Source organism: Rhodococcus sp. 1R11 (assembly GCF_004563845.1).
GTDB lineage: Bacteria > Actinomycetota > Actinomycetes > Mycobacteriales > Mycobacteriaceae > Rhodococcoides.
This window is the reverse complement of record NZ_SPNG01000004.1, coordinates 173,615-192,979: the sequence shown is the minus strand read 5'-3', so window position 1 is coordinate 192,979 and position 19,365 is coordinate 173,615. Positions and strand designations below refer to the sequence as shown.

Genomic DNA, 19,365 nt, shown 5'->3' with positions numbered 1-19,365 from the left:
ACCCACCGTGGCATGTCGAGACGTGAGAGTTACAGGCGAGCGGCGATTCGTGCGCCGATCTCTTTCGTCGACGCGGTGGTGGTTCCTCGCTCGGCGAGATCCGCTGCGACAGCGGCCTCGACCCGTGCTGCGTTCGAAGCGTCGCCGAGGTGCGCCAGTAGCAGCGACACCGACAGGATCGCGGCTGTCGGATCGGCTTTCTGCTGACCGGCGATGTCCGGTGCGCTGCCGTGGACCGGCTCGAACATGCTGGGGTTGGTACCGGTGGCGTCGATGTTTCCGCTTGCGGCCAAACCGATTCCGCCGGTGACGGCAGCCGAGAGGTCGGTCACGATGTCGCCGAACAGATTGTCGGTGACGATGACGTCGAACCGGCCGGGATCGGTGACGAGGTGAATCATCGCGGCATCGATGTGCTGATACGCGACCTCGACGTCCGGGAAGTCTGCCGACACTGCCTCGACCGTGCGTGCCCACAGACTGCCGGCGAAGGTCAACACATTGGTCTTGTGCAACAGCGTCACGTGCTTCTTGCGGGTCAGCGCCCGCTCGAAACCGTTGCGCACCACGCGCTCCACGCCGTAACGAGTGTTGACGCTGACCTCGGTGGCCACCTCGTGCGGTGTACCGACGCGCAGCGCACCGCCGTTGCCGGTGTACGGACCCTCGGTACCCTCGCGCACGACGACGACATCGATCTGCTTGTCCCCGGCCAGCGGACCGACGACACCCGGATACAACTTGGCCGGCCGCAGGTTGATGTGGTGATCGAGCTCGAATCGCGCCCTCAGCAACAGTCCACGCTCGAGAACTCCGCTGGGCACCGACGGATCGCCGATGGCTCCCAGCAGAATCGCGTCGTGCTCACGCAGTTCTGCCAACACCGAATCCGGCAGCAACTCTCCGGTGGCGTTGTAGCGCCGCGCACCGAGGTCGTACTCGGTCTTCTCGGCTCCGGGTGCGACCACGTCGAGAACGGCAAGCGCTTCGGCGACGACCTCCGGTCCGATTCCGTCCCCGGCGATGACGGCCAGCTTCATTTCACTCCTCGTAGTTCGTGTCGGTCCGATCGGCTGCGAGCGATCAGGACAGGTCGACCAGCTCTATGGTGGACGCCCCCACAGCGGTGGCGATGCTCGCACTGAGCTCTGCCGGAACGTCCTTGTCGACGCGCAGCAGAATGGTTGCGCCGTCGCCCTCGGAGTCCTGGCTCAGCGCTGCGGCCTGAATGTCGATTCCTGCGTCGCCGAGCAGAGTGCCGATTCGACCCAGGCTGCCGGGCTGATCCGCGTAGTTGACGATGAGGTTCTTGCCCTCGGCGCGGAGGTCGAAGTTGCGGCCGTTGATGTTGACGATCTTCTCGACCTGCGAGGTGCCTGTCAGAGTGCCCGCAACGTTGAGCACCGATCCGTCACCGTAGACGGCGCGAATGTCGACGACACTGCGGTGGTTCTCGCTCTCGGGAGCGGTGGTCACTTCTGCTGTGACACCGCGCTCCTCGGCCAGCGAGGGTGCGTTGACGAACGTGACCGAATCCTCGATGACGGCCGAGAACAGTCCGCGCAGCGCAGACAGCTTCAGGATCTGCACGTCCTCGCTGGCGAGTTCGCCGCGAACGTCCACCGACAACGAGGTGGGCAGCTCGTCGGACAGGGCTCCGAGCAGCACACCCTGCTTACGCACGATTTCGAGCCACGGCGATACCTCTTCGCCGACGGCCCCACCCTTGACGTTGACCGCGTCGGGTACGAATTCGCCTGCGAGAGCCAGCAATACGGACTTGGCCACATCGGTGCCCGCGCGGTCCTGAGCTTCGGTGGTCGACGCCCCGAGGTGCGGGGTCACGACGACCTGCGGCAGCTCGAACAACGGGCTGTCGGTGCACGGCTCGGAGGCGTAGACGTCGATGCCCGCAGCGAACACGTGACCGGAGGTGATGGCGTCGGCCAGTGCCTGCTCGTCGACCAGCCCACCGCGTGCGGCGTTGACGACGATGACCCCGGGCTTGGTCTTGGCGAGAGCTTCCTTGCCGATGATGCCCTTGGTCTCCGGTGTCTTGGGCAGGTGAACCGAGAACATGTCTGCGCGCTCGAGCAGCTCGTCCAAGCTCACGAGTTCGATACCGAGCTGCGCCGCGCGAGCAGCGGAGACGTAGGGGTCGTAGGCGATGATGTGCGTTTCGAATGCGGCGAGACGCTGCGCGAACAACTGGCCGATGCGGCCGAGTCCGACGACGCCGACGGTCTTGCCGAAGATCTCGACACCGTTGAACTTGCTGCGCTTCCACTCGTGCTGACGCAGGGTGGCATCGGCAGCGGGGATCTGGCGCGCGGCCGCGAGGAGCAACGTGACTGCGTGCTCGGCGGCGGTGTGGATGTTGGAGGTCGGTGCGTTCACGACGAGGACTCCGCGCTCGGTGGCTGCGGGTACGTCGACGTTGTCCAGGCCGACACCGGCGCGGGCGACGATCTTGAGATTGGTCCCGGCGGCGAGCACCTCGGCGTCGACCGTGGTCGCGGAGCGCACGAGAATCGCGTCGGCCTCGGGAACCGCGGCGAGCAGCGCGGGACGATCCGGGCCGTCGACCCAACGGACCTCGACGCCGTCACCCAGTGCCTCGACGGTGGACTGCGCAAGTTTGTCGGCGATCAGAACGACAGGACGGCCTGGCTGGCTCACGTGAAAAACTCCCTATATCGGTTCGAGACGTGGTCGGAAAATTCGGCGGGGCTGTGCAGCACGAACAGTTTAGAGGTCCGAGACGTCACACGGTGACGCCACCGGACTCACGCACCGAAGGGCACCCCCGGCAATCCAGGGGTGCCCTTCGATCAGATTGCGTGACAACGCGATTCGATGAGAATCAGGCAGTCTCGGTGATCGGGCGGTCGACCCAGCTCATGAGGTCGCGCAGCTTCTTGCCGGTGACCTCGATGGGGTGCTCGGCGTTGGCCTTGCGCAGGCCTTCGAGCTCGGTGTTGCCGTTCTCGACGTTGGCGACGAGGCGACGGGTGAATTCGCCCGACTGGATGTCGGCCAGGATGGCCTTCATGCGCTCCTTGGTGCCTGCGTCGATGACGCGCGGTCCGGAGAGGTATCCACCGAACTCCGCGGTGTCGGACACCGAGTAGTTCATGCGGGCGATGCCGCCCTCGTACATGAGGTCGACGATGAGCTTGAGCTCGTGCAGCACCTCGAAGTACGCCATCTCGGGCGCGTAGCCGGCCTCGACCATGACCTCGAAGCCCGTCTTGACGAGTTCTTCGGTACCGCCGCACAGCACGGCCTGCTCACCGAACAGATCGGTCTCGGTCTCTTCCTTGAACGTGGTCTTGATGACGCCTGCGCGGGTGCCACCGATGCCCTTGGCCCACGACAGCGCGAGGGCCTGGCCCTCACCCTTCGGGTCCTGGTCGATGGCGATGAGCGCGGGAACACCCTTGCCGTCGACGAACTGACGACGCACGAGGTGGCCGGGGCCCTTGGGGGCAACCATGCCGACGGTCACGAACTCCGGAGCCTTGATCAGGTCGAAGTGAATGTTGAGGCCGTGGCCGAAGAACAGCGCGTCGCCGTCCTTCAGGTTGGGCTCGATCTCCTCGGAGAAGATCTTGGCCTGAGCGGTATCGGGTGCGAGCACCATGATCACGTCGGCCCACTCGGACACCTCTGCGGGAGTTCCGACCTTCAGGCCCTGCTCCTCCGCCTTGGCGCGGGACTTCGAGCCTGCCGCCAGGCCGATGCGAACATCGACGCCGGAGTCGCGCAAGCTCAGCGAGTGCGCGTGGCCCTGGCTTCCGTAGCCGATCACTGCGACCTTGCGGCCCTGGATGATCGACAGATCAGCATCGTCGTCGTAGAACATCTCGACTGCCACTGGTTGTTACCTTTCCTCTTGGGTTTTACGCATGTTCGTCACCGGGGCCGCTAACGCGACGCAGTGATCGATTTCGGTCCACGTCCGACGGCAACGACTCCCGACTGAACTATTTCTCGAATTCCATAGGGGTCCAACATCTTCAGCAACGCGTCGAGCTTGGAGCGGGTGCCCGTCGCCTCGACCGTCACCGCCTCGGGGGACACGTCGATGACCTTGGCGCGGAACAGATTCACCGTTTCGATGACCTCGCTCCGAACGCTGGCATCGGCGCGGACCTTGATCAGGACCAACTCTCGCGCCACCGAGGAATCGTCGTCCTGCTCGACGATCTTGATGACGTTGATGAGCTTGTTGAGCTGCTTGGTCACCTGCTCGAGCGGGAACTCGTCGACCGTCACGACGATCGTCATGCGCGAGATATCGGGAATCTCGGTGCCGCCGACGGCGAGTGAGGAGATGTTGAAGCCGCGGCGCGAGAACAATGCGGCCACGCGCGCCAACACACCTGGCTTGTCCTCGACGAGAACGCTGAGGGTATGGCTCGTGCTCACTTGTCGCTGCCTTTCACATCGTCGGTCGATGCACCGTTGGCAAGCTGCGCGCCGTGCGCCTGCTCGCGGGCCATTGCCTCTTCGATCACCGCGGGCTCGACGCCTTCGGCTTCGTCGTCGTCGAACAGGGGACGAATTCCGCGGGCGGCCATGATCTCGTCGTTACCCGTTCCGGCGGCCACCATCGGCCACACCTGGGCATCGGCACCGACGATGAAGTCGATGACGACCGGACGATCGTTGATGGCCCGTGCCTGGGCGATCACCGCATCCACGTCCTCTTCCCGCTCGCAGCGCAAACCGACGCAGCCGAGCGCCTCGGCGAGCTTGACGAAATCGGGGATGCGCACGGCACCGTGAGTTCCGAGGTTGGTGTTGGAGTAGCGCTCCTCGTAGAACAGGGTCTGCCACTGCCGAACCATACCGAGGTTGCCGTTGTTGATGAGCGCGACCTTGATCGGGATGCCCTCGACTGCGCAGGTAGCAAGTTCCTGGTTGGTCATCTGGAAACATCCGTCGCCGTCGATGGCCCACACCTCGGCGTCGGGCAGGCCCATCTTGGCTCCCATGGCGGCCGGAACCGCGTACCCCATCGTGCCCAGACCACCGGAGTTGAGCCACGTGCGCGGCTTCTCGTAGTTGATGAACTGCGCGGCCCACATCTGGTGCTGGCCGACGCCTGCGCAGTAGATCGCGTCGGGACCGGCGAACTTGCCGACCGAGGAGATGACGAATTCGGGAGACATGGAACCGTCGGACGGACGGTCGTAGCTCAACGGGTACGTCTTGCGGATGCCGTCGAGGTAGACCCACCACTGCTCGAGGTCGAGCGTCGTTCCGGTGGCGCGATCGGCCCGCAGGGCCTCGATCAGCTCGGTGATGACCTCGCCGCAGTCGCCCACGATCGGCACGTCCGCGTATCGGTTCTTGCCGATCTCGGCCGGGTCGATGTCGGCGTGGATGACCTTGGCGTCCGGAGCGAAGGACGAGAGCTGACCGGTGACGCGGTCGTCGAACCGGGCACCGAGCGTGATCAGCAGATCGCTGCGCTGCAGAGCGGCGACCGCAGCGACGGTGCCGTGCATACCGGGCATGCCCAGGTTCAGCTGGTGGGTGTCGGGAAATGCCCCGCGCGCCATCAGCGTCGTGACGACCGGGATGCCGGTCAGTTCGGCGAGCTCGAGCAGCTCTGCCGAGGCGTTGGCCTTGATGACGCCGCCGCCGACGTACAGTACCGGTTGCTTGGCATCGGCGATGTAGCGTGCCGCTTCGCGAACCTGCTTGCCGTGCGGCTTGGTGACCGGGCGGTAGCCGGGCAGACGCATCTCCGGCGGCCACGAAAACGTGGTCTGCGCCTGCAGCACATCCTTCGGGATGTCGACGAGGACGGCACCGGGACGACCCGACGCGGCGATGTAGAACGCCTCGGCCATGATGCGCGGGATGTCCGCGCCGTCGGTGATCAGGAAGTTGTGCTTGGTGATGGGCATCGTAATACCCGAGATGTCGGCTTCCTGGAACCCATCGGTACCGATGAGGCTGCGTGCGACCTGACCGGTGATCGCGACGATGGGAACCGAGTCCATCTGCGCGTCGGCCAACGGGGTCACGAGGTTGGTCGCACCCGGGCCGGACGTCGCCATGCAGACGCCGACCTTGCCGGTCGCCTGGGCGTAGCCGGTAGCGGCATGACCTGCACCCTGCTCGTGGCGAACGAGCACGTGGCGCACCTTGACGGAGTCGAACAGCGGATCGTAGACCGGGAGAACCGCGCCACCCGGAATGCCGAATACGGTGTCGACGTCGAGTTCTTCGAGAGCTCGTACGACCGACTGTGCGCCGCTGACCTTCTCGGGTGCGACGTGGCGTCGCGATCCGTTGGTCGCCGCGTCTGCGGACGGGTTGCTGGTCGACGGGCTCGTGGCCGTCCCCGACTTACGTGTCGTGGGCCCTGGGCGTGCGGTTGGTGCGCTCACTGATTGCTTCCTCAGGAATGTGAAATTGCTGGGCGATCTCTGGGCAAGAAAAAACCCCCGTCAGCGTGAGCTGTACGAGGGTGGCGCGTCGATGCGAGTTTGAACAACCGGCTCAGGCGTTGACGCGCCGGCCGATTACGAGTATCCAATTCCGCTTCACGCACTGAACGGTAGGCGCGCGCACAGGGAAGAGTCAAACTCGTCACGACGCAATCCCATTATGTGAGATCGCGTAGATGCAATGCGAAGATGAATGGGTGTCGTCTTCGCAGCAGTCCGAACCACCTCGGCCATCATCCCACACCGGTCCCGAGCTACCGAACAGTGCCGACGGGCCACCGCCGTCGAGCAGGCAGGTCATCCGTCTCCCGCGTCTGGCCCTGATCGGCGTCGGGTTGCTCCTGTTCAGTACATCTCTGCCTGCGGCGAGCTGGCCCGCCGCACTGGGCTGGCTGCTGATTCTGCCGATCGTCGCGTGCATCTGGGTGCTGCGTGTGCGCACCGTCATCACTCCGGAGGCGATCACGGCCCGCCGTTTCGTCGGCTCCGACGTCATCGAGTGGGACTCTGTGGTCGGGCTGCACTTCCCCGACCGCCGCTGGGCACGCGTGGTGCTCACCGACAAGACGGAGAAGTCACTTCCGCTCGTGCGGTTCGATCGGCTCCCCCAACTCGCGGCCGCCAGCGGCGGTCGGATCACCGATCCGTACGCCGCTGCCGCCGCCGCGGAGGACAAGGCCCGAGCGGAAGCCGACGACGCCGAGGGCAAGCAGGCACCCACCGACCGCTAGCCGCCTGCGAGTAGCCTCGTCGGCGAGAAACCGCTGCAACGAACGAGGACAACGCACATGCCGCCGCTACGCTCACGGGTCACCACTGTCGGACGCAATGCTGCGGGCGCGCGCTCGCTGTGGCGCGCCACCGGAATGACCGACTCGGATTTCGGTAAACCGATCGTCGCCATCGCGAACTCGTACACCCAGTTCGTACCCGGCCACGTGCACCTGAAGAACGTCGGCGAGATCGTCGCCGACGCCGTCCGCGCAGCCGGCGGGGTCCCACGCGAGTTCCACACCATCGCCGTCGACGACGGCATCGCGATGGGGCACGGCGGCATGCTGTACTCGCTGCCCAGCCGCGAGATCATCGCCGACTCGGTCGAGTACATGGCCAACGCCCACACTGCGGACGCACTCGTGTGCATCTCCAACTGCGACAAGATCACCCCCGGCATGCTCAACGCGGCCATGCGATTGAACATCCCGGCGGTGTTCGTCTCCGGTGGGCCGATGGAGGCCGGTAAAGCTGTGGTCGTCGGAGGAGTCGCGCAGGCACCCACCGACCTGATCACCGCGATCTCTGCCAGCGCGAACGATGCCGTGTCCGAAGAGGGCCTGGACGAGGTCGAGCGCAGCGCGTGCCCGACATGCGGGTCCTGCTCGGGCATGTTCACCGCCAACTCGATGAACTGCCTCACCGAAGCGCTCGGCCTGGCGTTGCCCGGCAACGGCTCCACGCTGGCCACCCACGAGGCCCGCCGCGCCCTGTTCACTCGGGCCGGCACGACCATCGTCGAGGCGGCGATCAAGTACTACCGGGACGAGGACGAGTCGGTGCTGCCCCGCAACATCGCCACCCCGGCGGCATTCCGCAACGCGATGGCACTGGACGTGGCGATGGGTGGCTCGACCAACACCGTGCTGCACACGCTCGCGGCGGCGCAGGAGGGCGAGGTCGATTTCGATCTCGACACCATCGACGCCATCAGCCGCAAGGTGCCGTGCCTGGCCAAAGTGTCCCCCAACTCGGATTACCACATGGAAGACGTGCACCGCGCGGGTGGAATTCCCGCCCTGCTGGGTGAACTGCGGCGCGCGAATCTGCTCGAGACCGAGGTCTCGACCGTCCACACGAAGAGCTTCGACGAGTGGCTCGACACGTGGGACATCCGCTCCGGTGCCGCATCCGACGAGGCGATCGAGCTGTTCCATGCCGCTCCCGGCGGCGTCCGAACCGTCGAACCGTTCTCCACGAGCAATCGCTGGTCCTCCCTCGACACCGACGCGGCGGGTGGCTGCATCCGCGATCTCGAACACGCGTACACGGTCGAGGGCGGTCTGGTGGTGCTGCGCGGCAACATCGCCGTCGACGGCGCGATTCTGAAGACCGCGGGCATCGACGAAGACCTCTTCTCGTTCCAGGGACCTGCGCTGGTCGTCGAGTCTCAGGAAGAAGCCGTCTCGGCCATTCTGCAGAAGAAGATCCAACCCGGTGACGTGCTCGTCGTGCGGTACGAGGGACCCAAGGGCGGACCGGGAATGCAGGAGATGCTGCACCCGACCGCGTTCCTCAAGGGTGCCGGCCTGGGCAAGGTCTGTGCCCTGATCACCGACGGACGGTTCTCCGGCGGCACGTCGGGCCTGTCCATCGGACACATCTCCCCCGAGGCTGCGGCCGGCGGCGTGATCGGCCTCGTCGAGAACGGCGACCAGGTCCGCATCGACGTTGCCACGCGCACGCTCGAGATCCTCGTCGACGAGCAGACTCTGGAGACTCGGCGCGCGAAGATGCTCGCGTCCGAGCGGCCGTGGCAGCCGATCGACCGACAGCGCACGGTCACGACGGCGCTGCGCGCCTACGCCGCACTGGCGACATCCGCGGACAAGGGTGCTGTGCGCTACGTGCCCTGAACAGACGAACAGCATGTGAGTGGTTCCTCGTAGCGGGCTACGAGGAACCACTCACATGGTTGTTGTCGACCTGATCAGCGGACGACCGGATTCGCTCCGTTGAGGAAGATCCAGATGCATACGCCCGCAGCGATTCCCACCGCGAGTGCGAGGAACGATCCGATGCGCGGGCGGGTCGCCCAACCGCGGCGGCCGTCGAACGCGATCTTTCCGGGTCCGGTGAGGATGATGGCCGCGGCCGCGAAGCCGAGAACCGTTTCGTACTCCACGCCGGTGGCACCGGAGAACTGCAACCCGGGCTCTGCCGCCTGCTTGAAGCACCAGGCGTTGATGATGGTCGCCAACACAGCTGCACCGGCCAACGGCGTCGCCAGCCCCAGGATCAGCAGTGCGCCGCCGAGGGTTTCGCCGGCCGCCGCCGCGATGGCGAGGATCTCCGGGTATCGGAATCCGGACTCCTCCAGGAGATTCTGAAATCCGTCCAGCCCGGGACCGTTCCACAATCCGACGAGCTTCTGCAGTCCGTGCCCGAGAAACACTGCTCCGATGGCGACGCGTAGGACGAACAGGCCCAGATCGGTGGTGCCGCGCCGGGCCGGAACTTCCACGGTCTCGGTGCGCACCGGGGCTGCAGGGGCAGCGACTGTCGAATCGGAGGACTCACCGAGATACTCCGTCGGACGATCCGAGTACGCGTTCGAGGTGGCACCGGCCGTCGCAGCCGTCTGGGTCGGCGAGTCGGCGAAAGCCGACGGGCGGTACGTCGGGATCTTCTCTGTCGGTGCCGCATCGGTACTCCGCTTGTCGGATGCGGAGGAATGCGGGAAGTCCAACTCGTCGTCGGTTCGGGGCAGACGATCCGAACGCTGCGCACCGAACGCTGTGGTCGATGCACCGGACGCGTCGGAACCCGAACGCGTGGGCGAAATCTTCTCGGTGGGGTTGTCGTACGGGCTCTCGGCCGGTTCGTACGAGGGATCCTGCTGGTTGGGGTCACGCGGTGTATCGGTCACCTCCCCACACTAAGGCCGACGAGCCCGCGCCACCGACGTTGACGCTCACGGCCGCGTGGCGCGTCGGACTCGACGTTCCGTAACGTTCGAACCATGAAGCCGCTCGGAGCATCGTCACGAACTGCCCGCGCGGCTGTGGTCGCCCTGTCGACGACGGCTGTTCTGCTCGCCGGGTGCGCCCGATTCGACGACTCCAACTCGTCCCCGTTCACCCCCGCGCCGGATGTCGGAGCTGCCGAGCTCAAGCCCACCACGCCCAGCGAGACCTCGCCACCGGCGGGTCCGAACGCCCCGCAGCCGGTCTCGGGACCGTGCGTGGATCCCGACCCGGCCGTGATCGCCACCTGCCTCGACACCACGGGCGGACTCGTGGCTCTTCCCGACGGACAGAGCAGCCTCGTGGCCGAACGCAGGACCGGTCGCATCATGGAGGTCACCGCAGGCCGGACGCCACAGCAGGTGGCCACGATCCCCGTCGACGGCACGGGCGACGGGGGCCTGCTCGACATCGCACTCTCGCCCACGTACGCCGAGGACAAACTGCTCTACGCGCTGATCACGACGGCGTCGGATACGCGCGTCGTCCGGCTCGCGCAGGGGGACGTGCCCAAGGACATCTTGACCGGGATCCCCCGCGGGGCCGCGGGAGTTCGAGGTTCCCTCGAGTTCTACACGCCGAACGAACTTCTGGTGTTGACCGGCGACAACGGCGATCCCGTCGCCGCCGCCAACCCGAACTCGTTGTCCGGCAAGCTGTTACGCGTGACGTCACTGTCGCCGACTCCCACTCCCCCGCGGCCGGGTATCGCGCTCAGCGGCATCGGCACAGCGGGCGACGTGTGCACCGACGGCAGCGGGAACATCTACGTCACCGATCGCACCGCCACCGAGGATCGCCTGCAGCGCATCGACAAGCTGGGAGCAGTGTTCTCCCCGGTGTGGACCTGGCCCGACCGTCCGGGTGTGGCCGGGTGCGCCGCCGGTCAGAGCGGCGTCGCGGTTGCCCTCACCACAGCGAAAGCTGTTGCAGCACTGGCCACGGACCCGAACACCGGAGCGGTCTCCGCCGAGCCGACCCTGTTGATCCAGGACAAGTACGGGCAGTTGAACGGGGCGACCAGCACGAGCGACGGTCAGATTCTGGTGGGGACCGTGAACAAGAACGGCACTGCCGTCGGCCCCACCGACGACCGCGTCGTCAAGGTGCCGTTCCCTGCCGGCGGCGGTGGCGGCTTCGACTGATCCGACAGCTCCTTCGAACGAGCAGGGCGGCCGGGCAGCAATCGCTGCCCGGCCGCCCTCTTCATTCGTCGATCAGGACTGACCGCATGCCGCCAGCACGAGTTCCTTGACTCGGGCTGCATCGGCTTGTCCCCGCGTCGCCTTCATCACCGCGCCGACGATGGCTCCGGCGGCCTGGACCTTGCCACTGCGAATCTTGTCCACCACACCGGGGTTCGCGGCAAGTGCTTCGTCGACGGCGGCTTGGAGCTTGGTGTCGTCCTTCTCCAACACCAGGTTCCGCGCCGACATCACCTCTGCGGGCTCACCCTCACCGGCCAACACGCCGTCCACGATCTGACGAGCACCGTTGTTGTTGACCTTGCCGTCGGCCACCAAGGCTGCCACTTCGGCCACCTGGGCCGGAGTGATCGCCAGATCCCCCAATTCGACGCCGGCGATGTTGGCCTGCTGCGCCAGGTACGACACCCACCACGACCGCGCAGCCTGCGCCGAAGCGCCCGCGTCGACGGTCGCCGCCACGAGTTCGAGAGCACCCGAGTTGACCAAGTCGCGCATCTCCTCGTCGGAGACGCCCCAGTCCTTCTGAATTCGCCCGCGGCGCAACCACGGCAGCTCGGGCAGAGTGGCTCGCAGTTCCTCGATCCACGCTGCATCCGGAGCCACGGGAGCGAGGTCGGGCTCCGGGAAGTAGCGGTAGTCCTCCGCGGTCTCCTTCTTCCGGCCCGCCGTGGTCGTGCCGTCGGACTCCTGGAAGTGTCGAGTTTCCTGCGTCACCTCGCCTCCGGATTCGAGCACCGCAGCCTGACGGCGCATCTCGTAGCGCACGGCGACCTCGACACTCTTGAGCGAGTTGACGTTCTTCGTCTCGGTGCGAGTACCGAACTCGGTTGCCGACTTCCGCATCAACGAGACGTTGGCATCGCACCGCAACGAACCCTGATCCATCCGCACGTCCGAGACGTTCAACGACTTCAACAGGTCACGCAATGCGGTCACGTACGCCCGCGCCACCTCCGGTGCCCGCGCCCCGGTACCGGTGATGGTCTTGGTCACGATCTCCACCAGGGGCACACCGGCGCGGTTGTAGTCGAGCAACGAATGCGACGCGCCCTCGATTCGTCCGGTTGCGCCCCCGACGTGCGTCGACTTGCCGGTGTCTTCCTCCATGTGGGCACGCTCGATCTCGACGCGGAACGTACTGCCGTCGTCGAGCACGACGTCGAGGTAACCCTCCGTGGCGATCGGCTCGTCGTACTGCGAGATCTGGTAGTTCTTCGGCTGATCCGGGTAGAAGTAGTTCTTGCGAGCGAACCGACCCCAGGGAGTGATCGAGCAATTGAGCGCCAACCCGATACGGATCGCAGATTCCACGGCAGCGGCGTTGACCACCGGTAGCGCGCCGGGAAGGCTCAGGCACACCGGGCACACCTGTGTGTTCGGCTCGGCACCGAACGCGGTGGGGCAACCGCAGAACATCTTGGTCTCCGTACCCAACTCCACGTGGACCTCCATGCCCAACACGGGGTCGAACGTGGCGAGCACATCGTCGTAATCGATCAGATCGACGGTTGCAGCAGTCATGGTCCGTAGTTTATGCATTGCGTTCGCCACCCGAGTAACCACGTGTCCTCGCGCACCGGTCGGCTCGGGGGACTCAGCCGAAGAATGCTGCTGCGTCGTCGTAGCGAGTCTGTGGGACCCGCTTGAGTTGCTTGGTGGCCTCGGCCAACGACACCAGGCCGATCTCGGCACCGCGCAGCGACACCATCTTTCCGAAGTCTCCGGAATGGGCCGCATCGGTGGCGTTGACACCGAACCGCGTTGCGAGCACACGGTCGTACGGAGTGGGAGTGCCACCACGCTGCACGTGACCGAGCACCGTGGTGCGTACCTCTTTGTTGATGCGACGTTCGATCTCGACGCCGAGCTGATGTGCGACTCCGGTGAATCGGACGTGCCCGAACTCGTCGATACCGCCGTCGAGCAATTGCATCGAACCTTCGACGGGCTTGGCCCCCTCGGCCACGACGCAGATGAAGTGGGAATCGCCACGCTGAAAACGCTTGCGTACCAACGTGCATACCTCTTCGACGTCGAAGGGCTGCTCCGGGATGAGAGTCATGTGCGAGCCCGAGGCCAATCCCGCGTGCAACGCGATCCAGCCTGCGTGTCGCCCCATCACCTCCACCAGCATCACGCGCTGGTGCGATTCGGCGGTGCTGTGCAGTCGGTCGATCGCATCGGTGGCGATGGTCAGCGCCGTGTCGAAGCCGAATGTGACGTCGGTGCAGTCGATGTCGTTGTCGATCGTCTTGGGGACACCGACCACCGGCACGCCCTCCTCCGACAGCCAGGCAGCTGCCGTCAGAGTTCCTTCACCGCCGATGGGGATCAACACGTCGATGCCGTTGTCCTCGAGGGTCTGTTTGACTCGGTCGAGACCGGCCCGCAACACGTCCGGGTTGGTTCGAGCCGTCCCGAGCATGGTGCCGCCCTTGGTGAGCAGACGGTCGTTGCGGTCGTCGTTGCGCAGCTGGACCCGACGGTCTTCGAGAAGCCCGCGCCATCCGTCCTGAAATCCGACGACCGTGGAGCCGTATCGCGCGTCGGCGGTGCGAACGACAGCGCGGATCACCGCATTGAGCCCTGGGCAATCGCCGCCTCCGGTCAGAACTCCGATGCGCATCGATTTTGGCCTCTCTGCTCGCAGGCCCGCGGAGCGGACCGAAGTGACGAACGTCAGCCTAATCGGGCGTGGGTCACCGCGCGCGCCGGTACCTGTCGGCCTCACTTGGGCGTGACGACACCGGTTTCGTACGCCAGCACGACCGCCTGCGCGCGGTCACGTAGACCGAGCTTGCTCAGGACCTTGCCCACATGGGTCTTGACCGTCTGTTCGGCCAAGAACAGCGCACCTGCAATTTCCGCATTGGACATTCCGGTGGCGATGAGTTCGAGAACCTCGCGTTCGCGCGGCGTCAGATCGGCCAGGCGCGAAGGAGTGTTCCTCCGCGCTCCGCGACGGGTCGTGACGTCGGAGATGAGCCGTCGGGTCACCGACGGTGCCAGCAGCGCGTCACCGGCCGCGACGACCCGTACGCCCCTGATCAGTTCCTCGGCCGGCGCGTCCTTGAGCAGAAATCCGCTGGCCCCGAGAGCCAGGGCTTCGTAGACGTAATCGTCGATGTCGAAGGTCGTCAGCATCAGGACACGGACCGGCGACGCGTGCGACGCGGACAGGATCGCGCGGGCCGCGTCGAGCCCGTTCATCTCGGGCATGCGCACGTCCATCAGCACCACGTCCGGCAACAGCCGGGCTACCTCACTGACCGCGGTGCGACCGTTGTCGGCGTCGCCGACGACCGAGATGTCGTCCTGAGCACCGAGCAGTGCACCGAACCCCTGCCGCACCATCGCCTGATCATCGGCGATGAACACCGTTGTAACCACGCGTGACAGCCTAAACCGCGTCGCCGACGTCACCCGTTGCCGGCGAAGTCGACATTCCGGTCGGGACACGAACCACAACTTCGAAACCACCGCCGGGCAGAGGGGCGGCATACAACCGGCCGTGTGCAGCCTGCGCTCGCTCGCGCATTCCCGCGATTCCGTGCCCGCCGCAATCGCTTCCGGGAGTGCGGGAGATGCTCGGGTTCGGAGCCGGTGCGTTGACCACCGTCATGTCCACGACGGCAGGGCCGATCGCGATATTGACCTCCACCTCGGCTTCGGGCGCATGGCGCGCGGCATTGGACAGCGATTCCTGCAGAATACGGAACAGGGCCAGTCCTGTTGTCTCCGAGACCGATTCGACGGCACCGGTGATGGTCCACCGCACATTCATGCCCGCTCTGCGACTCGCCTGCAATGTGCGTTCGAGATCCAGTGCACTCGGCGCGGGCGCGTCCTGCATCTGCGCTCCATCACTACGCAGAACCCCGAGCATCCCCCGGATCTCGTTGAGCGCCTCGCGTGCACTCGCGCCGATCAACTCGAATTCTCGAGCCGCGGCCGGTGACACGTCGTCCAGTCGGTACGGCGCGCTCTGGGCCTGAACGACGACCATCGACATGTGGTGTGCCACGACGTCGTGCAGATCGCGGGCGATCTTCGCCCTCTCCTCGAGAATCGTGCGGCGAGTGCGTTCGAGTTCGCTGACCTCCTCCTGCTGCGCAAGCTGCCTGCGCGAGAGAACGAGCCACCGGATCAGCAGTCCGAACACGACCACCGCAGTCAGGCCCACCGACCACCCGATTCCGTCGGAGCCCGGCATGTACGCGAAGAACACCAGCATGCTGGCCAACCACGCCACCAACAGGACCGGCACCGGAGAACGCAGCGCCACCGCGAACAACAACGTCAACAGGACGAGGACGTGCACCACTTGCCACGGGTAGTCGTAACCCGGAACGCGGTCGAATGCCGCCGGAATCACCAACGCGGACAGCGCCGATACTGCCCACCCCATCGCGGGATTCAGTCTGACCAGAGCGAACGGAAACGCTGCCAACGCTGCGACGAACGGTAGCAACGGAACCGAAACCTGATGCGTGACCGTCAGTGTCGGCCACGCGATCGAGTACAGAATTGCCGTCACCGCGATGATCAGCACGTCGACCGAACGGACGCCGCCGATCTGCTCGGGCACCCGGCGCCGAGCACGTACCCCGAGTTCGAGACTCGTCGACTTTTTCTTTCGCACGTCTCGAGCCTAGGCAGCATCGACCGCCGGCGTCCTCGTACTAGGGTATCGGTTCGACATGGCTCGGAGGTAGCAGGACCGCGTCGAACCGGTCCCGGGGGCACTCACCACAACCGAACCTCGGAGCGATGCTTGCCTCGGCCGGCCGAACTTAGCGTCGATCCTTATGAGCCGGAACATATTTCGCACGCTGTTGTACGTTGCAGCGGCCATCGTCGTCGTGACCGCCACGACGGGAGCAGCAACGTCGTCACCCGCCGAGGACCGTCGCTCCCCGGTGGCACTGACCGTTCGCGCCCTGGTCACCGAACCCGCCGAGGATGCTGCGTCGACCATCCCGAGCGACTTCGCGGACGTCATGGGCTACCGGCCCGCGGTGCAGGACGGGATGGCGAGCAATCCCGGCGGGGATTGTTCGTCCCCGATACCACTGCCACCCGAGTTCGAGGCTGCATGCCGAGCCCACGACTTGGGCTACGACCTCCTCCGGTACGCGAACGCGACGGGGACGACCGTCGACCCACAGTGGCGCAGGGCAATCGACGCCCAACTCGACAGTCGCATGCACGACGCCTGTGACCATCGCACCGATGAGGGGGCCCGGCAGATCTGCGAAGCAGCTGCGGTCGTCGCGGCCACGGCAGTCGACCTCAATTCCTGGCGACAATCGTTCGGTGCACCGGTCGCCGAACCCGCCATGCCCCTGACACTGTTCGGAGCCGTGCTGGCGCTGACGCTGCTGATCGCATCCGTTGTCGCGCGGTACCGGCGTGTGTCGATGACCCCGACCCTCACGGACCGACGCTGATGTCCACCACGGCCATCCCGGACCGCGGGGTCGAGACGCCATTCGCATCGGATGTCCTATCGCACAACCGTATTTGTTTACCGAGACTCGGCACGTCGGTGTCCGTTGCAGCGGCTGTGGCGATCTCCTCGGCTCCGTCACTTCTACCCCGCTCCGCCGCCACTGCGGCCCTGTTCACCGGATTCATGGTGGCACTCGCCCTGACGGTCGCATGGGCGGGCCGACGGGTGTTCGGGCCACGACGGCCCGCGTCGCTACGACTACGAGCGTGGACAGTCGGCACTGCAGCACTCTTCTCGATTATCGCGCTGGCCTCGAACATTGTCTGGCAGAATCGATTACGAGCCGCGATGGACGTCGAGCCGGTGAGCTGGAGCTACGCAGTGGACGTTGCCGGGGGTGCCCTGTGCCTTGTGCTAATACTGTGTGGAGCCGGTAGCGGGCTCCGACGAATCTGCTCCGGTCTGGGCCGGAACCGTTGCGTGGCACTGCTCGTCACGGTCGGTGCGCTGTCTTACACCCTGGCCGTTCCGTTCGTGCGGTCCACTCTGTCGGCCTCGTACTCGGCCTCGAACTCGGCGATGGACGACGCAGTGGCCGCCCCGACATCGGAGACGAGATCCGGCGGTCCCGGATCCTCGGTGCCGTGGCGCACGCTGGGACGGGAGGGCCGCGCGTTCGCGTCGGGAGGGCAGGGTCTCGATACCGTACGGACGTACGTGGGACTCGAGTCGGCCGCAACACCGGACGAGCGCGCGGCACTGGCCGTGTCCGAGATGGAACGGGCCGGAGCCTTCGAGCGCAGTGTCGTCGTGGTCGCGATTCCCACCGGGTCCGGCTGGGTGGACGAAAATGCGATCACCGGGGCCGAGAGAACGTTCGGCGGTGACGTCGCGACGGTGGCGGTGCAGTACTCCGACAAGCCGAGTTGGGCGACGTTCCTGTTCGCCGAAGACGATGCTCGCCGGTCCGCGAACGCCGTGGTTCGAGCGGTCGCAACACGAGCGGCGGCGGAGCCGACCACTCCGAAAGTCGTCGTGTACGGCCAGAGCCTGGGCTCGATTGCAGGAAGTGATGCGTACCTTGCTGTGCGACAGAACATTTCGCTACTCTGCGGGGCGGTCTGGGCCGGCCCGCCCGCGGGATCGGTCGACACCGACGGTGCCGCAGTCCTCGCCAACTCCTCGGACCCCGTCGCGCGATGGTCTCTCGATCTGTTGTGGTCGCCGCCGGATACGACGAAGTTCACGCTCGACGCCCCACGGCCGCCGTGGTTGCCTGTCGTCGGCTTCCTGCAGACATCCGTCGACCTGCTCGCCGCATTGGATGTCACGTCGGGCCATGGCCATAGATACGGGACCGACCAAGGTGAGGCCATGGCTCGCTGCCGCTGAAAAGGGAGTGCTGAACCGTCAGCCGAGCAGACCGAGCCGAGTGCCGAGCCAGTCCATCTCCTGATCGAGCGCCGGCGCCCAGACCTGCATCGAGTGTCCTCCCGGCAACTCGCTGTAGTGCACATCCATGCCCGCGGCGGCCGCCGCTCGGTAGGCCCGCTCGGTCTGCGGCCTGAACTCCTCGTCGTCGGCTCCGACGACGAAGGCACCGGCAGAATCGGGAAAGCTGTTGCGGGAGAGCACGTTCAGCGGCGTGGTGCGTTCGAACCGCGCCTCGTCGGCCGGTGTGTCCGCTCCGTACGCAGCACGGACCGACTCCGCTCTGGTCCCCCGCCGTTGCTCGTCCTCGCCGGAGATGTCGAGAAATGTGGGGTACGCCGACGGTTCCGTCGTGGCGAGCTGGAGGGCGCAGGTTCCGCCGTAGGAATACCCGCCGACCGCCCAGGATCGCGGGTCCGAGGACACGTGGAGATTCGACCGAACCCATTGTGGAACATCCACTGTCAGATACGTCGCAGCATTACCGAGGTCCGAATCCATACACATCGGATTGGCTTCTGTGTCTCCCAACCCGTCGGCAACGACGACAACCGGGGCGACGCCGCCGTGACGAGCCGCGAATGCGTCCATCGTCTGCGGTAGTCGGCCACCTTCGATCCAGTCGACCACGTGGCCGGGCTGTCCGGTGAGCAACACCAGAACCGGAAGGTCGTCGGCTCCGTCGTCGTACGCCGCCGGGAGATAGACCGTCGCCGGACGAGCATGGAACTGCGACACCACGCCGGGCACCTCCACGTCGACCAACCGGCCGTGCCCTTCGACATGCACGACCGGGGCACGCCCGAGTGCCGACGCGGCCGTGGGATACCGCGTCACCGTCAGATTGGTGAGAACGGCGGTCGCCACCAGGAACGCCGCCGTCAGGCCCAGTGCGCTCAGCCCACCGACGAGCGAGCCGAGCGGACGACCACGGCGGATACGGACCGCGATCGCAGCGGCGGCCACGACCGCCAGCGCCGCGGCCGCGGCCAATCCGATGACCGGGACCGCTCCGCTGAGCAAGGGCAGATGCGCCAACCGGGCCGCCCACCGATGCAGCACCTCGA

Annotated in this window: 16 protein-coding genes; 5 read left to right on the top strand and 11 right to left on the bottom strand. The window is 66.0% G+C overall.

The features are described from left to right. Positions 1 to 29 precede the first annotated feature (29 nt). The 5 genes from E4P29_RS08840 to E4P29_RS08820 form a co-directional block, all read right to left on the bottom strand. On the bottom strand, positions 30 to 1,040 hold the full coding sequence (locus E4P29_RS08840; protein ID WP_135043876.1) for a 3-isopropylmalate dehydrogenase: 1,011 nt from the start codon (positions 1,038 to 1,040) through the stop codon (positions 30 to 32). A gap of 43 nt (positions 1,041 to 1,083) precedes the next feature. Then, complete coding sequence (gene serA / locus E4P29_RS08835) at positions 1,084 to 2,679, bottom strand: phosphoglycerate dehydrogenase (protein ID WP_135043874.1); 1,596 nt, start codon at positions 2,677 to 2,679, stop codon at positions 1,084 to 1,086. 184 nt (positions 2,680 to 2,863) lie between these two features. After that, positions 2,864 to 3,865 carry a ketol-acid reductoisomerase gene (gene ilvC, locus E4P29_RS08830; RefSeq protein ID WP_170944858.1) on the bottom strand — a complete coding sequence of 334 codons (1,002 nt, stop codon included), beginning with the start codon at positions 3,863 to 3,865 and terminating at the stop codon, positions 2,864 to 2,866. Between the two features lie 62 nt (positions 3,866 to 3,927). Further along, positions 3,928 to 4,431: an acetolactate synthase small subunit gene (ilvN, locus tag E4P29_RS08825; protein WP_008717436.1), complete on the bottom strand. Its 504-nt coding sequence runs from the start codon at positions 4,429 to 4,431 to the stop codon at positions 3,928 to 3,930. Then, complete coding sequence (locus E4P29_RS08820) at positions 4,428 to 6,407, bottom strand: acetolactate synthase large subunit (protein WP_135043869.1); 1,980 nt, start codon at positions 6,405 to 6,407, stop codon at positions 4,428 to 4,430. The genes ilvN and E4P29_RS08820 overlap by 4 nt, the downstream gene beginning before the upstream one ends. 257 nt (positions 6,408 to 6,664) lie before the next feature. On the opposite strand from E4P29_RS08820, the gene E4P29_RS08815 reads away from it, so the two are divergent. Both E4P29_RS08815 and ilvD read left to right on the top strand, forming a co-directional pair. Beyond that, complete coding sequence (locus E4P29_RS08815) at positions 6,665 to 7,198, top strand: PH domain-containing protein (protein WP_245154228.1); 534 nt, start codon at positions 6,665 to 6,667, stop codon at positions 7,196 to 7,198. A gap of 57 nt (positions 7,199 to 7,255) precedes the next feature. After that, positions 7,256 to 9,097, top strand: a complete 1,842-nt coding sequence (gene ilvD, locus E4P29_RS08810) for a dihydroxy-acid dehydratase (RefSeq protein WP_135043867.1) — start codon at positions 7,256 to 7,258, stop codon at positions 9,095 to 9,097. 74 nt (positions 9,098 to 9,171) lie between these two features. Here the strand turns inward: ilvD and E4P29_RS08805 are convergent, their stop codons facing one another. After that, positions 9,172 to 10,110: a DoxX family protein gene (locus E4P29_RS08805; protein ID WP_135043865.1), complete on the bottom strand. Its 939-nt coding sequence runs from the start codon at positions 10,108 to 10,110 to the stop codon at positions 9,172 to 9,174. A gap of 93 nt (positions 10,111 to 10,203) precedes the next feature. On the opposite strand from E4P29_RS08805, the gene E4P29_RS08800 reads away from it, so the two are divergent. Then, complete coding sequence (locus tag E4P29_RS08800; RefSeq protein ID WP_094717612.1) at positions 10,204 to 11,352, top strand: PQQ-dependent sugar dehydrogenase; 1,149 nt, start codon at positions 10,204 to 10,206, stop codon at positions 11,350 to 11,352. A 72-nt stretch (positions 11,353 to 11,424) separates the two neighbouring features. Here the strand turns inward: E4P29_RS08800 and gatB are convergent, their stop codons facing one another. From gatB to E4P29_RS08780, 4 genes are all read right to left on the bottom strand, one after another. Further along, positions 11,425 to 12,936, bottom strand: a complete 1,512-nt coding sequence (gene gatB / locus E4P29_RS08795) for an Asp-tRNA(Asn)/Glu-tRNA(Gln) amidotransferase subunit GatB (protein WP_135043863.1) — start codon at positions 12,934 to 12,936, stop codon at positions 11,425 to 11,427. A 73-nt stretch (positions 12,937 to 13,009) separates the two neighbouring features. Then, the gene (locus E4P29_RS08790) at positions 13,010 to 14,041 is read right to left on the bottom strand and encodes an ATP-dependent 6-phosphofructokinase (RefSeq protein ID WP_032366581.1); all 1,032 of its coding nucleotides are present in this window, start codon (positions 14,039 to 14,041) and stop codon (positions 13,010 to 13,012) included. A gap of 101 nt (positions 14,042 to 14,142) precedes the next feature. After that, complete coding sequence (locus tag E4P29_RS08785) at positions 14,143 to 14,805, bottom strand: response regulator transcription factor (RefSeq protein ID WP_032366365.1); 663 nt, start codon at positions 14,803 to 14,805, stop codon at positions 14,143 to 14,145. Between the two features lie 10 nt (positions 14,806 to 14,815). Beyond that, positions 14,816 to 16,003, bottom strand: a complete 1,188-nt coding sequence (locus E4P29_RS08780; RefSeq protein ID WP_135044222.1) for a histidine kinase — start codon at positions 16,001 to 16,003, stop codon at positions 14,816 to 14,818. 220 nt (positions 16,004 to 16,223) lie between these two features. Between E4P29_RS08780 and E4P29_RS08775 the strand changes: the two genes are divergently transcribed. Together E4P29_RS08775 and E4P29_RS08770 are read left to right on the top strand one after the other, a co-directional pair. Continuing rightward, positions 16,224 to 16,865 (top strand): hypothetical protein, encoded by a 642-nt coding sequence (locus tag E4P29_RS08775; protein ID WP_135043861.1) that lies wholly within the window; start codon positions 16,224 to 16,226, stop codon positions 16,863 to 16,865. 98 nt (positions 16,866 to 16,963) lie between these two features. Further along, complete coding sequence (locus E4P29_RS08770; RefSeq protein WP_167735423.1) at positions 16,964 to 18,259, top strand: alpha/beta-hydrolase family protein; 1,296 nt, start codon at positions 16,964 to 16,966, stop codon at positions 18,257 to 18,259. Between the two features lie 18 nt (positions 18,260 to 18,277). Here E4P29_RS08770 and E4P29_RS08765 read toward each other — a convergent pair whose 3' ends face one another. Beyond that, positions 18,278 to 19,360: an alpha/beta hydrolase-fold protein gene (locus E4P29_RS08765; RefSeq protein WP_245154227.1), complete on the bottom strand. Its 1,083-nt coding sequence runs from the start codon at positions 19,358 to 19,360 to the stop codon at positions 18,278 to 18,280. Between the last annotated feature and the right edge of the window lie 5 nt (positions 19,361 to 19,365).